A 13,152-nucleotide genomic window follows, 5' to 3' on the forward strand; every position below is an offset into this window, starting at 1 on the left:
AGATCAGGCCAGTGGCCAGCTCAGTTCCGTTCTGCCAGGAAGGCACGGCAGGCCGCCACGATCCTGCCGCTCGCCTGGCCGTCCCCGAAGGGGTTGTGAGCCATGGCCATGGCCGCGTAGGCCGCAGGGTCGTCGAGCAGGCGCCCGGCTTCCGTGGCGATCGCTGCCGCATCGGTGCCGATCAGGCGCGCCGTGCCCGCAGACACCGCTTCCGGACGTTCCGTGGTGCGCCGCAGCACCAGCACCGGTTTGCCCAGGGCTGGGGCCTCTTCCTGCAGGCCGCCGGAGTCGGTGAGCAGCAGCGTGCAACCGCGGATCGCTCCCACCAGCTCGTCGTAATCGAGCGGCTCGGTGAGAAAGGCCCGCGGGTGATCGCCCAGCATCTGCTGCAGGGGTTCCCGAACGGTGGGGTTGCGGTGCAGCGGAAGGAGCAGGGCGGTGTCGGGGTGTTGCTCCAGCAGTCGCAGGAAGCCATCACCGATGGCGAGCAGACGCTCTCCCCAGTTTTCCCGGCGGTGCACGGTGGCCAGGATCACCCGCTGCTGGGTCCAGTCGAGGCCAGGAAGCTGCAGCAGCGGCGCCTGCTTCGCCATCAGCAGCAGCGCATCGATCACAGTGTTGCCCGTGACCAGCACCCGGCCCACCACCCCGGAGGCCAGCAGGTTCGCCTCCGACACCGAGGTGGGGGCGAAGTGCAGTTGGCCGATCTGGGAAATCAGCCGGCGGTTGGCTTCCTCGGGGAAGGGGTCAAGCAGGTTGTCAGTGCGCAGGCCGGCTTCCACGTGCCCCACGGGGATCTGCTGGTAGAACGCCGCCAGAGCGGAAGCGAAGGCGGTGGTGGTGTCGCCTTGGACGAGCACCAGATCCGGCCGGTGCTCAGTGAAGTCCTGCTCCAGCCCCATCAGGGCGGCACAGGTCACGTGGGTGAGCGTCTGGCGGGGCGTCATCAAGGCCAGGTCGCGATCAGCGGTGAGGCTGAAGAGCTCCATCACCTGCGCCACCATTTCCCGATGTTGGCCGGTGAGCACCACCCGGGTGCGAAAGCCTTCGGCTTGTTGGAAGGCGCGGATCACCGGTGCCAGCTTGATCGCTTCGGGCCTGGTTCCCAGCACGATGCTGACGAGCGGAGCGGTGGTGATCAAAGAGCCCATGCGGGGGTGTCGATCCTAAGGAGAGCCGGTGTCGCATTCACGTGGCGGAGCATCCCCCTACCGATCAGCAGCTGCATGGGAACTCAGGCGAGTACTTGCCCCAAAATGGCTGCAATGCTGTCCAGCCGATGACCAGTTCCCTGTTTCCCCCTAGCTCGGTGCCTGCGCCCGACTCCCACCCCGCCGCCGTGGATGGTGTAGATCCGGCCCCAGCGCCACCACGGCCATCCGTGGCTACGCCCTGCACACTGGAGGAGGTGGTGCGCGTGGCTTTTGAGGCCAAGTGCTCAGATGTGCACCTCGGCGTCGGTGAGGAACCGCGGCTGCGCTTTCGCGGCGATATGCAGATGACCGGTTGGCCGATCATCACGAACCAACGGTTCTCGGAGTGGCTGAATGAGATTCTCTCTCAGGAGGATCGTCAGGCTTTTCGCAGCGATAAGGAATTCGACGGATCACATTCTTTCGGTTTCGTGAGGGTGCGGATCAACCTCTTTGAATCGCTTCTTGGTCCAGCCATGGTGCTGCGGCTTATCCCCTTTGAGGTCCCCACACTGGAATCCCTTGGGTTTCCGGATGTCTTTAAGCATCTTCTCAAGTACACCAAGGGCCTGATCCTGATGACAGGCCCCACGGGCTGCGGCAAATCCACCACTCTAGCCGCAATGATCAATTGGATGAATTCAACTCAGTCGAAGCACATCCTCACCATTGAGGATCCAGTCGAATTCGTACATGTCAGCAAATCCTGTCTGGTGCGGCAGCGTGAGATCGGCCACCACACAAAGTTGTTCTCGACTGCTTTGCGGGCGGCATTGCGGGAAGATCCTGATGTGTTGCTGATCGGGGAGATTCGCGACCAGGAAACCCTCTCCACTGCCTTGGAGGCTGCTCAGACCGGCCACTTGGTCTTCGGCACGCTCCACACTAACTCCGCCGTAAAAACCGTTGAGCGGATGCTGGGTATGTTCCCGTCCGAAGAACAAAAATCAATCCGCACAAGTGTGGCCGAATCGTTGTTGGCTGTGATCTCGCAGGGGCTGCTCAAGACGATTGAAGGTGGCCGAATCGCTTACCACGACATCTTCATCAACACCGATGCCTGCCGGGATTACCTCCTTCGCGGCGAATTCGACGAGGTGGAGGAAATCATGAAACGCAGTTCGTTTGAAGGCATGAAAACATTGAACCAGTCCCTTCTTGAGCTGGTAGTGGCAGGCAAAGTGAGTGCGGATGAGGCGTTGGCCGTGAGCCTCAAGCGTGGTGAGCTCTCCCAGGCCCTACGAGGCCGCGAATAGGGCGGAGTCCACTGGCAAAACGTTTGTTGACCTGGCCTGGCTCAGTGGGCCCTGGCCAGGCGGAGAAGCAGCAGGGTGGCGATGCCCAGCGAGAGCCCAAGCATGGCCAGGCGGCCATTCCAGATCTCGGCTTGGGGGGTGAAGCCCCGGCGCCAGGCGTTCAGCTCTTCCGGCCCCACTTCAACGGGCTGGCTGGAGCCGAGCCCCTCAGCAGCGGCAGGTGATGCTGCAAGAGAGCTGTTCGGCAGCAGTGCATTCTCTGTGGTGTCAGCTGAAGCCATCCACCCCCTTAACAACGGGTTCGGCCACCATAAAGGGATCAAAAGCAAGGCTGTTGCTCGTAGAGCGCGTCGCTTTGCTGCAATGGCAGGCGGGCCGCCACACCCAGGGCCGTGCTGCTGCTGGATCCGGCGGCAAGCCGCTGGGCTGCTGCCACGCCGATCATGGCGGCGTTGTCGGTGCAATAGGCAAGTGGTGCCCGGCGCCAGTGCAGCCCCAGCGCGCCGCAGCGTTCCTCCAGCCGCTGGCGTAGGCGTTGGTTGGCGGCCACCCCGCCCACCAGCACCAGGGTGCCGAGTCCCTCGTCGCGGGCGCAGCGGCAACTGCGCTCCACCAGCACGTCGACCACGGCCAGTTCGAAGCTGGCGGCCACATCAGCCAGATCCCGTGGAGCCAATTCCCCAGTTGAAGGCGGATCCGCCGGGCCCGCGGCACCGGTGCCAGCGCGCAGCGACTGCACAAGGCGGAGCACGGCCGTCTTCAGGCCGCTGAAGCTGAAGTCGTAGGGGTGGTAGCCCCCTTCCGGCCTCGACACGCGCCCTTTCGGCAGTGGAAAGCGCAGGGGATCCCCCAGCACTCCGGCCGCCTGGATCGCTGGACCGCCGGGATACCCCAGCCCAAGCAGCCGTGCCACTTTGTCGAAGGCCTCACCGGCCGCGTCGTCGTGGCTGCGGCCCAGACGTCGGTAGTGGCCGGCGCCGTCGACGCGGATCAGCTCGGTGTGGCCGCCGCTCACCAACAGCACCAGGAACGGACCCTCCGGCAGGGGGTCTCCCAGGTGGACGGAACAGAGATGGCCTTCGAGGTGGTGCACCCCCACGAAGGGACGATCGTGCAGCCGCGCCAGCGTGCGGGCTGTGACCGAGCCCACCAGCAGGGCCCCCACCAGGCCCGGCGCCACGGTGGCGGCGATGCCGTCGAGGTCGGCGAAGCCGAGGCCGGATTCGGCCATCACACTGGCGATCAACTGGGGCAGCGCCTCCACGTGCCGCCGCGAGGCAATCTCGGGCACCACGCCTCCCCAGCGGGCATGTTCGGCGATCTGGGAAGCCACGGCACTGGCGAGCACCTGCTCGCCGCGCACCACGGCCGCCGCTGACTCGTCACAACTTGTTTCGACGGCCAGAACGGTGTTCAAGTGCCTCCATGGCCTCCCTTACTCTCCGCAAGTGACATCCTGCCCGCTGGCAGGCCTTTCCCCGGATCCGGATACGATGCGCCGTCTTTTCGCCGTTCTGATTTCCGCCCTGCTGATCTTCGGCTTCGCCCCTGTGGCCCATGCCGATGTGGCCGGGCTCACCCCCTGCTCCGAAAGCCCCCGCTTTCAGCAGCGTGCCGCCGCCGCTGCCACTCCGCAGGCCAAAGCCCGCTTCGAGATGTACAGCCAGGCCGTGTGTGGCACCGATGGCCTGCCCCACCTGATCGTTGATGGCCGCTGGAGCCATGCCGGCGACTTCATGATCCCTGGCATCGCCTTCCTCTACATCGCCGGTTGCATCGGCTGGGCCGGTCGCGTGTACCTGCAGGCCATCCGTGGCAGCAAGGACGCCACCATGCGCGAGATCCAGATCGATGTGCCCCTGGCCCTGAAGAGCACCATCGCAGCGGCCACCTGGCCTCTGGCGGCCTTCAGCGAATTCACCAGCGGCAAGCTGCTGGAATCCGATTCCAAGGTCACCGTTTCACCGCGCTGAATCCCGGTTCAGTCGCCCCACCCCTCTGTTCTCCATCCGGAGCACGTCCATGAAGAAATTCCTCACCACAGCCCCTGTTTTCGCTGCGATCTGGTTCACCGTCACCGCCGGAATCATGATCGAATTCAATCGCTTCTTCCCGGATCTTCTGTTCCATCCCCTTTAATCCGCTGGCTTCCAGCCGGAGGCTCTGAACGTCACAAGCGGCCGTAAAGGCCGCTTTTTTTTGACTTGCACGTTGTGGCTGGCGCTGGTGCTTCAGCTGCCGGCCAGTTGCAGCAGGGCTTCCAGCTCGCCGATGGCGGTGTCCAAGTCGCCGTTCATCACCACGGCGTCGAACTCAGCGGCGGCGGCCAGTTCCTCCCGGGCCCGGCGCAGGCGCCGTTCGATCGCGCTGTCGTCGTCGGTGCCGCGGCCGCGGATGCGCCGCTCCAGTTCCTCCAGCGACGGAGGTTCGATGAACACCTGGAATCCCTGCGGGAAGCTGCGCCGCACCTGGCGGGCCCCCTCCAGTTCGATTTCCAGCAGCACCGGTTGCCCCTGGGCCAGATGCTCGCTGACGGGCGCCCGTGGCGTGCCGTAAAGGTTGCCGGCGAATTCCGCCCACTCCAGCAGCCCTGCGGCAGCCACCTGCTGCTCGAACTGCTCCCGGCTCATGAAGAAGTAGTTCTCCCCGTCCTGTTCGCCGCTGCGGGGCGCGCGCGTGGTGGCGGACACAGACAGCCAGATCTGCGGATGGCGCCGGCGCAGCGCGGCCACGAGTGTGCCCTTGCCCACGCCGCTGGGGCCGGTGATCACCGTGAGTTGTCCCGGACCCGCCGCTGCTGCCTTTGTTGCTGCCATTGCCACTGCCGCTGCCTCCGCCATCAGGCCCTCGCACATGAGCCAGCAGAGTAAGGGGATTCCCTGTCCACGCGGTTCCCTTGACCTCCCGGACGCTCCAACCCATGGACGTCACCACCTTGCGGGCGGTGCTTGCCGAGCTGCGGCCGCAGCTGTTGCCCAGCCGCTTCGAGAAGGCCCAGCAGCCCAGCGCCCACAACCTCCAACTCGGCTTTCGCGCGCTTGATGGTCGTCACTGGCTGGAGCTGAGCTGGTGGGCGGATGCGCCGCGCCTGCTGCCGATCGACCCTCCCGCCCGGCGGGGTGAGGGCAGCACTCTGGCCCAGCAACTGCAGCACGGCCTGGGCGGCCTGGCGCTGGTGGCGATCGATCAGCACGGCTGGGAACGGGTGGTGGAGCTGGGCTTTGCCCCCCGCCCCGGTGAGGCGATCTGCCGCACGCTGGTGGTGGAGCTGATGGGCCGCCACAGCAACCTCTTCCTCCTGGATGGCCAGCGTCGGGTGGTGGCCCTGGGCCGCCAGGTGAAGCCGAACGAATCCCGGCTGCGGCCGATTGCCAGCGGCGACACCTACAGCCCGCCGCCGCCCCTGCAGGCCGATCCCCCCGATGCCGGCGAAGCTCTGTGGCACTGGCGTCGGCGCCTGCAGCTCCTGCCGCTGCCGCTGGGCAAGGCGCTGCTGCAGAGCTACCAGGGGATCAGTCCTGCCCTTGCCCTGCAGTTGGCCGGCGATCATCCCGACACATCCACGGCGCTGCTGAAGCTGCCGGTGGAGCAGCTCAGTGAGGCGCAGTGGAGTGCCCTCTGGGTGGCCTGGCAGCAATGGCTGGGCGACCTGGCGGCGGACCGCTTTGGCTTCGTCACCGGTGGAGCCACCGCCTACCGCTGCTGGGGCGCCGAGCTTGCCGGCCCGGTGGGGCGCCCGCTGGCGCAGCTCTACGAGCGGCAGCTGACAGCCCAGGCCTTCCAGCTGCGCCACGATCAGCTGCAGCGGCGCCTGTTCACGGCCCGGGATCGCCAGAGTGCCCAGCGGGCCGAGCAGCAGGCGTTGCTGGAGCAGGCCGCCGGCTGCGACCAGTTGCGGCGGCAGGCGGATGCCCTGCTCTGCCTGGCCGACCCCAGCCGCGAGCAGGTGGCTGAGGCACAGGCTCTCTATAAAAAGGCGCGCCGCCTGCAGCGCTCCTCCGCCGTGATCACCACCCTGCTGGAGCGTCACGACCAGCAGCTGGAGCGCATTGAGGCCAGCCTGGCCTTTCTGGAGCTGCACCGGCCCGAGGAGACCACCCCCCATGCCCTGCGCGGGGCGCTGGAGGATCTCGCCGCCCTCGAAGACGACGTGGAGGAACTGCTCAGCGTCGGCGGCCGCGAGCGGGACAAGGGACGAAGCAAGGCGCGCGCCCGGCGGCAGCCCCTGCCATGCCAACCGCTGGAGTTCCTCACTGCCGGAGGGCTGCGCGTGCAGGTGGGCCGCAACCATCGCCAGAACGAATGGATCAGCCTGAGGCAGGCGCGGCGCGGTGATCTCTGGTTCCATGCCCAGGAGTGCCCGGGCAGCCACGTGATGCTCAAGAGCTCGGAAGCTCCCGCCACCGACGCCGACCTGCAGGCGGCGGCCGATCTGGCCGCCCGCTTCAGCCGTGCTCGCGGCAATGCCCGTGTGCCCGTGGTGATGGTGCCCAGCGACCAACTGCAGCGCATTGCCGGGGTCGGGCCCGGCACCGTGCGCCACCGGGGTGGTGAGGTGCTCTGGGGCGATCCCGGCCGCGGCGCCATCCTGTGCAGTCGCTCCTTAGGCTCAGCTCCAGCGCCTGCGCCATGAGCGATTCCCCCCTCCCCGCACCTCCCCCACCGATCCGGGTGCCACCGGCGGATGAGTTTCCCGCCGAGGTGGAGATGAGCCTTGTGGACCACCTCGAGGAGTTGCGGCGGCGGGTACTGCGCAGCCTGCTGGCGGTGGTGGTGGCGGCCGGCGGCTGTCTGCTGCTGGTGAAACCGCTCGTTCGGCTGCTGGAACTGCCCGCCGTGGGCATGCGCTTCCTCCAGCTCGCCCCAGGTGAATTCCTGTTTGTGTCGATCAAGGTGGCCGGCTATGCCGGCCTCACGCTGGCTCTGCCCTACGTGCTCTACGAGGCGCTGGCCTTCGTCTTGCCGGGTCTCACGCGCCGGGAGCGGCGACTGGTGGCGCCAGCCGTGGCGGGGTCGGCGGTGCTGTTCGCCGCAGGGCTTGCCTTCGCCTGGTGGGCGCTGGTGCCGGCGGCGCTGCGGTTCCTGGTCAGCTACGGCGCGGATGTGGTCGAGCCGATCTGGTCGATCGAGCGCTACCTCGATTTCGTGCTGCTGCTTATGGTGGCCACTGGCCTGGCCTTTCAGCTGCCGGTGCTGCAACTGCTGCTGGGTGCCTTCGGCCTGATCCGCTCCGACGCCATGTTGAAAGCCTGGCGCTGGGTGGTGCTGGTGGCGGCCCTGGCCGGCGCCGTGCTCACTCCTTCCACCGACCCCGTCACGATGCTGCTGCTCACCGGCTCGATCACGGCCCTGTTCCTGGTGGGTGTGGCCATGGTGGCCCTCACCGAGCGGCTCCGGCCTGCGGCCAGCGGCGCCTGAGGCCAGGTTCAGAGCAGGAATTCACTGCTGCGCCCGCCCTCGGCCGGCTCCAGGGTGAGGCTCATCGCCCGTCCCAGTCGGGGTTTGTCGCGGGTGGTGGTGAGCCACTGGCGCACCTGATTGGCCACCCCGAGGCCGTTGAGCAGCTCGATCAGCTCCTGCAGCTTGGCCTCATAGCCCTCGGCATCGAGCGGAAAGGACTGCTGCTCCAGGTAGGCCCACATCACCTGCAGGTAGAGGCGGCCGCGCCGCTGTACCAGCTGGAGGTCGTAGGACGCGTGCCAGCGCTCACGCAGCACCTGCAGCACTTCATCGAGCCGGAGGGGGGCGAAGCGGCCGCTGGAGCCGGGCTCAGCAGCCGGATCAGGCAGGGACACGGCAGCGAGGGTGAGGACACTCCACAACAGCATGTTGCGCCGCAGGCGCAAGCTGCGTCCTGGCAAAACGTGACGGCCAGGGCAACGTCCATAATGGGCGCCTCGTTGCTTCGGCACCCAGGAACGTTCCGTATGACCCAGATCCCAGTGAGCGATGTGCCCGGAATGGGCCGTCGTCAGTTCATGAATCTGCTGACTTTCGGCTCCGTCACTGGTGTCGCACTGGGTGCTCTCTACCCCGTCGCCCGCTACTTCATTCCCCCCCGGCCCGCCGGCGGTGGCGGTGGCACCACCGCCAAGGATGAACTGGGCAACAACGTCACCGCCTCGGGCTGGCTCAGCACCCACAAGGAGGGTGATCGCAGCCTCGTGCAGGGCCTGAAAGGTGACCCCACCTACCTGCTGGTGGAAGGACCCGACGCCATCGGCAGCTACGGCATCAACGCCATCTGCACCCACCTGGGTTGCGTGGTGCCCTGGAACAGCGGTGCCAACAAATTCATCTGCCCCTGCCACGGGAGCCAGTACGACCCCACCGGCAAGGTGGTGCGTGGTCCTGCTCCGTTGTCGCTTGCCCTGGCCAACGTCTCCGTCGAAAGCGACAACGTTTTCCTGAGCACATGGACCGACACCGATTTCCGCACCGGTGAAAAGCCCTGGTGGGCCTGATCGTCCGACCGTCCATTTCCTCCCGTCGCCCGTCCGCCCACCCCATGCGCCGCACCCTTTCCCTGCTGCTCTCCACCGTCCTGGCTTCGGCCGCCCTCTTCCTGGCGCCTTCTGCCTCCTGGGCCTACCCCTTCTGGGCCCAGCAGAACTACGAGAGCCCCCGCGAAGCCACCGGCAAGCTCGTCTGTGCCAACTGCCACCTTGCCAAGCTGCCCACCCAGGTGGAAGTGCCCCAGGCCGTGATGCCTGACACCGTGTTCAAGGCGGTGGTGAAGATCCCGTACGACACCAGCGTTCAGCAGGTGGCCGCCGATGGCAGCCGCACGGGCCTCAACGTGGGTGCGGTGCTCATGCTCCCCGATGGCTTCACCCTTGCCCCCGCTGATCGTCTCAGCGACGAGCTGAAAGAGGAAACCGCCGGGGTCTACGTGACCCAGTACAGCGACGACAACCCCAACATCCTGCTGGTGGGCCCCCTGCCGGGTGATCAGCACCAGGAGATCGTCTTCCCGATCCTCTCCCCCGATCCCGCCACCGACAGCGCCATCCACTTCGGTAAGTATTCGGTGCACGTGGGTGGCAACCGTGGCCGTGGCCAGGTTTACCCCACCGGTGAGAAGAGCAACAACGGCGTTTTCACCGCTCCTGCCGCCGGCACCGTGAGTGCCATCACCGCCGGTGAGAACGGCGCCAGCGTCGTGGAGATCCGCACCGCCGACGGCACCACCGTGAGTGAAACCATTCCGGCTGGCCCTGCCCTTGCTGTTGCTGTGGGCGATGACGTGGTGCTCAACGGACCCCTTTCGGAAGATCCCAATGTGGGCGGCTTCGGTCAGCTGGATTCCGAGATCGTGCTGCAGAACCCTGTGCGCATCTACGGCATGCTCGCTTTCTTCGCCGCCGTTGCTCTCGCCCAGATCATGCTGGTGCTGAAGAAGAAGCAGGTAGAGAAAGTCCAGGCTGCCGAAGGCGTCTGAGGCTGACCCCCATCTGCTGAGCCGTTTCCCTTGGCGCTTCTTCCCCCAGCCCTGCCGGCGGCGATGTTCACTTCACCGGGGCCCCTGCTGTTCCAGCTGGGGCCTTTCTCCCTGCGCTGGTATGGCCTGCTGATCGCCGTGGCGGTGCTGCTCGGCCTGATGCTCTCCACCAGGCTGGGCCGGAGGCGCGGCATCGAGCCGGCCATGATCGCTGATCTTCTGCCCATCCTGGTGCTGGCTGCTGTGCTCGGTGCCCGCCTCTACTACGTGGTGCTGGAGTGGCGCCAGTATCAGCTCAACTGGCTGGATGCCCTGGCCATCTGGCAGGGGGGCATCGCCATCCATGGCGCCCTGATCGGCGGCTCACTGGCGGTGGTGGTCTATTGCCGCTGGCGCAAGCTCGCCTTCTGGAATCTGCTCGATGTGCTCGTTCCCTCGGTGGCCCTCGGCCAGGCGATCGGCCGCTGGGGCAACTTCTTCAACTCCGAAGCCTTCGGCCTGCCCACGGATCTCCCCTGGCGGCTGTTCATTCCAGCGGTGAACAGGCCGGCCACCTTCATCGACGAGCAGTTCTTCCACCCCACCTTTCTCTACGAATCGCTCTGGAACCTGGCGGTGGTGGCGTTGCTGCTCACCTTGTTCCAGCTTGGCTCGCGGGGCCGCATCGCGTTGCCTGCCGGGGCGCTCAGCTGCGTCTACCTGATCAGCTACAGCCTGGGCCGCTTCTGGATCGAAGGACTGCGCATCGATCCGCTCTGCCTGTTCTCCACCCCGCCCTTCTGCGAAGGCGGCCTGCGCATGGCGCAGCTGATGAGCCTGCTGCTGATCGCGGCCGGATCGATCGGCCTGATCTGTTTCTACCGCGGAGCCCGTCGCCTTCAGAGCGAGTCTGGCCCCAGCGAACCTTTCCAGGGCACCAACCCTTGACCACTTTCCCCAGCCAGCCGGAAGCCACCCCGCCGGAACCGGCGGCGGTCACGATCGTGGGAGCAGGGCCCGGCGCCCCTGATCTGCTCACGCTGCGGGCAGCCCGTGCCATCGAAGCGGCCGAGGTGCTCGTCTGGACCGATTCCCTGGTGTCGCCCCAGATCGCTGCTCTGGCCCCGGCGAGTGCTGAGCGGATCCGCACCAGCACCCTCACCCTCGAGCAGGTGCTGGAGGTGCTGATCGAGCGGGCCCGCGCCGGCAAGCGGGTGGTGCGCCTCCACGACGGCGACCCCTGCCTCTACGGAGCGCTGGCGGAGCAGGTCAGCCGGCTCAGCGAGGCGGGCCTGGCGGTGGAGGTGGTTCCGGGCCTCAGCGCCTATCAGGCCACGGCAGCAGCGCTGCAGGCTGAGCTCACCATCCCTGGCCTGGTGCAGACCATCGTGCTCAGCCGGGCTTCCGGACGCACCGGCGTGCCGGAGAAGGAATCTCTGGAGCGCCTGGCGTCCCTGGGGGCCTCCCTCTGCCTGTATCTCAGTGCACGCCATGTGGAAGAGGTGCAGGAGGTGCTGCTGGCGCACTACGCCGCCGACACCCCGGTGGCGATCGGCTACCGCGTCAGCTGGCCCGACCAGTGGATCACCGTGGTGCCTCTGAGCCAGATGGCGGAAACGAGCCGCCAACGCCAGCTGATCCGCACCACCCTTTATGTGGTCAGCCCCGCTCTCGACGCCCCCCAGCAGGCCCGCTCGCGTTTGTACTCCTCCTCCCACACCCATCTGTTTCGCCCCGGCGGCAAGGGGCTGTCTGTCGATCAGGCCGCCAACGATTGCGGGCAGCTGGCTGAATCCTCCCCCGCGTCCTTGCCGTAGAGCTCGGCCTCAAAGCGGTCGCGGGCAAAGCGGCAGCCGCTGCGCGCCACGATCGCCTCGAGATCCAGTGCTGCCACCCCCAGGCAGCAGGTGCCTCCCGGCGATGGCGTCACGTTGAACACCAGCCCGGGCCCGGCTTCGATCCTCACCTCCCCGAGCATCAGCTTGCGGGCCTGCTTGTCGATCAGCTGGGGGCGCACCCCTCCATAGCCTTCGGCGAAGCTCAGGTCGTTGAGCGCCATGCCGGGAACGATCTTGCGCACATCGCGCAGAAACAGCCGTCGCCGCAGCCAGGGCACCTCGAACAGCAGGTTGCGCACGATGTAGGCACGGATGTCGCTGTTGCCGAGCAGTTGCCACAACACCGCCAGCACGGCCAGATCGAGCCTGAGCACCTCAAGGAATTCGAAGAACGAGCCGAGCCGGTAGCGCTCGAGCAGGGGCAGCAGCAGCGCGGTGGGGCCGAAGCGCGTCTGGCCGGGAGCTCCCACATCGGGATCCCCGTGCAGGGCGGCGAAGGGCAGCTTGTCGTTCTGCACCGTGTAGACCTTGCCGTTCAACAGCTCGGGAGTGAAGTAAAAGCTGCCGGCCACCGGCAGGCAGGAGTAGCGCAGCCCGTGGCCCATGCGCTGGGCCATCAGCAGGCTGTGGGCGCCGGCATTCACCACCACATGCCGCGCCCGCCAGAGCTGGCGGCCCGCCGCCTTGCTCTGCGTCTCCACCAGAAACGTCTCGCCCTCGGGGGTGATCGTCTCCACGCTGGTGCCGAGGGCCAGGTCGATGCAGCGCGCGCTCCCCGCCACAGCGGCGTGGGCCTGGCGCACGAACGCGGCCGAGAGCGCTTCGTAGTCGACGGCGGTGGCGGCCTCGCGGATGCCGATCGCCACCAGTTCCTCGCTGCGTGGCACGCCATTCACCAGCGCCACCGCTGGCTCCCAGGCGGCGATGTCCTCTTTCTCCAGCAGCTGCATCGCCGGAAAGTGAGGCGAAAACAGTTCAAAGCGCTGGCGCAGGCTGGCGCATTCCCGCTCGCCCACCCCCAGCACCATTTTCGGGGTGCGGAACAGGCAACGCTCACGCTCCTCGCCCTCCAGCAGATCGCCGAAGCGCACGACCATCTCAGCCGTGCGCTTCACCCGCAGCGCCTTCTCCAGGGTGTAATTGGTCTCGATGTCGCCGCAGTGGATCGTCTGGCTGTTGCTGGTGGCCTTGGAGTTCACCTGGGCCAGCTGCTCATAGCGCTCGATCAGCGCCAGCCGGGGCAGGTCGGTGTAGCGGGCGAGCTCGAAGAGCAAGGCCGTGCCACAGACCCCGCCACCCACCACCAGCACGTCCACCTCCCGCGGGGTCGAAGCCTCGGCGGCCTCCGTTCCCTGCCCCGCAGGCTGGGGGGAGGTTGAGGCCGGGGCGGACGCACGGATCGGAGAGACAGAAGACACGCGGCAGCGGCGAAACAGAGGGTGCGC

The 13,152-nt window shown here is 66.9% G+C and carries 15 protein-coding genes; 9 read left to right on the forward strand and 6 right to left on the reverse strand.

What is annotated here, in order from left to right; translation table 11 throughout:
* Positions 1–20: 20 nt before the first annotated feature.
* Entirely contained in the window at positions 21–1,151 is a 1,131-nt protein-coding gene (wecB, locus tag ACXMDP_RS05435; RefSeq protein WP_255099812.1) for a non-hydrolyzing UDP-N-acetylglucosamine 2-epimerase, read from the reverse strand.
* Between the two features lie 128 nt (positions 1,152–1,279).
* On the opposite strand from wecB, the gene ACXMDP_RS05440 reads away from it, so the two are divergent.
* The gene (locus ACXMDP_RS05440) at positions 1,280–2,449 is read left to right on the forward strand and encodes a type IV pilus twitching motility protein PilT (protein WP_259728824.1); all 1,170 of its coding nucleotides are present in this window, start codon (positions 1,280–1,282) and stop codon (positions 2,447–2,449) included.
* 41 nt (positions 2,450–2,490) lie between these two features.
* Here ACXMDP_RS05440 and ACXMDP_RS05445 read toward each other — a convergent pair whose 3' ends face one another.
* Together ACXMDP_RS05445 and tsaD are read right to left on the reverse strand one after the other, a co-directional pair.
* Positions 2,491–2,730 carry a hypothetical protein gene (locus ACXMDP_RS05445; protein ID WP_094510282.1) on the reverse strand — a complete coding sequence of 80 codons (240 nt, stop codon included), beginning with the start codon at positions 2,728–2,730 and terminating at the stop codon, positions 2,491–2,493.
* 38 nt (positions 2,731–2,768) lie between these two features.
* The gene (gene tsaD, locus ACXMDP_RS05450; protein WP_259728823.1) at positions 2,769–3,866 is read right to left on the reverse strand and encodes a tRNA (adenosine(37)-N6)-threonylcarbamoyltransferase complex transferase subunit TsaD; all 1,098 of its coding nucleotides are present in this window, start codon (positions 3,864–3,866) and stop codon (positions 2,769–2,771) included.
* 76 nt (positions 3,867–3,942) lie between these two features.
* On the opposite strand from tsaD, the gene ACXMDP_RS05455 reads away from it, so the two are divergent.
* Both ACXMDP_RS05455 and psaJ read left to right on the forward strand, forming a co-directional pair.
* Positions 3,943–4,422, forward strand: coding sequence for a Photosystem I reaction center subunit III (locus ACXMDP_RS05455; RefSeq protein WP_094510284.1), 480 nt, complete (start codon positions 3,943–3,945; stop codon positions 4,420–4,422).
* Positions 4,423–4,471: 49 nt separating this feature from the next.
* Complete coding sequence (psaJ, locus tag ACXMDP_RS05460) at positions 4,472–4,588, forward strand: photosystem I reaction center subunit IX (protein ID WP_011935127.1); 117 nt, start codon at positions 4,472–4,474, stop codon at positions 4,586–4,588.
* A gap of 92 nt (positions 4,589–4,680) precedes the next feature.
* On the opposite strand, the gene gmk is transcribed toward psaJ, so the two are convergent.
* A complete protein-coding gene (gmk, locus tag ACXMDP_RS05465) occupies positions 4,681–5,265 on the reverse strand; it encodes a guanylate kinase (RefSeq protein WP_259728919.1) in 585 nt (194 codons plus the stop codon).
* A gap of 104 nt (positions 5,266–5,369) precedes the next feature.
* Between gmk and ACXMDP_RS05470 the strand changes: the two genes are divergently transcribed.
* Both ACXMDP_RS05470 and tatC read left to right on the forward strand, forming a co-directional pair.
* The gene (locus tag ACXMDP_RS05470) at positions 5,370–7,082 is read left to right on the forward strand and encodes an Rqc2 family fibronectin-binding protein (protein WP_259728822.1); all 1,713 of its coding nucleotides are present in this window, start codon (positions 5,370–5,372) and stop codon (positions 7,080–7,082) included.
* Positions 7,079–7,867, forward strand: a complete 789-nt coding sequence (gene tatC, locus ACXMDP_RS05475) for a twin-arginine translocase subunit TatC (RefSeq protein WP_259728821.1) — start codon at positions 7,079–7,081, stop codon at positions 7,865–7,867. Before ACXMDP_RS05470 ends, tatC begins: the two co-directional genes overlap by 4 nt.
* 8 nt (positions 7,868–7,875) lie before the next feature.
* Here the strand turns inward: tatC and ACXMDP_RS05480 are convergent, their stop codons facing one another.
* Complete coding sequence (locus tag ACXMDP_RS05480; protein WP_399232608.1) at positions 7,876–8,277, reverse strand: DUF3067 family protein; 402 nt, start codon at positions 8,275–8,277, stop codon at positions 7,876–7,878.
* A gap of 99 nt (positions 8,278–8,376) precedes the next feature.
* Between ACXMDP_RS05480 and petC the strand changes: the two genes are divergently transcribed.
* From petC to cobM, 4 genes are all read left to right on the forward strand, one after another.
* Positions 8,377–8,913, forward strand: coding sequence for a cytochrome b6-f complex iron-sulfur subunit (gene petC / locus ACXMDP_RS05485; RefSeq protein WP_094510288.1), 537 nt, complete (start codon positions 8,377–8,379; stop codon positions 8,911–8,913).
* 44 nt (positions 8,914–8,957) lie between these two features.
* Positions 8,958–9,890, forward strand: a complete 933-nt coding sequence (gene petA, locus ACXMDP_RS05490; RefSeq protein WP_259728820.1) for a cytochrome f — start codon at positions 8,958–8,960, stop codon at positions 9,888–9,890.
* Positions 9,891–9,953: 63 nt separating this feature from the next.
* Entirely contained in the window at positions 9,954–10,817 is an 864-nt protein-coding gene (lgt, locus tag ACXMDP_RS05495) for a prolipoprotein diacylglyceryl transferase (RefSeq protein WP_259728917.1), read from the forward strand.
* Positions 10,814–11,686 (forward strand): precorrin-4 C(11)-methyltransferase, encoded by an 873-nt coding sequence (gene cobM, locus ACXMDP_RS05500; RefSeq protein WP_259728819.1) that lies wholly within the window; start codon positions 10,814–10,816, stop codon positions 11,684–11,686. Before lgt ends, cobM begins: the two co-directional genes overlap by 4 nt.
* Here cobM and ACXMDP_RS05505 read toward each other — a convergent pair.
* Positions 11,629–13,125: an FAD-dependent oxidoreductase gene (locus tag ACXMDP_RS05505; RefSeq protein ID WP_259728818.1), complete on the reverse strand. Its 1,497-nt coding sequence runs from the start codon at positions 13,123–13,125 to the stop codon at positions 11,629–11,631. The two genes, cobM and ACXMDP_RS05505, sit on opposite strands and share 58 nt — an antisense overlap.
* Positions 13,126–13,152: the final 27 nt, after the last annotated feature.

Source organism: Cyanobium sp. ULC065 (assembly GCF_977927515.1).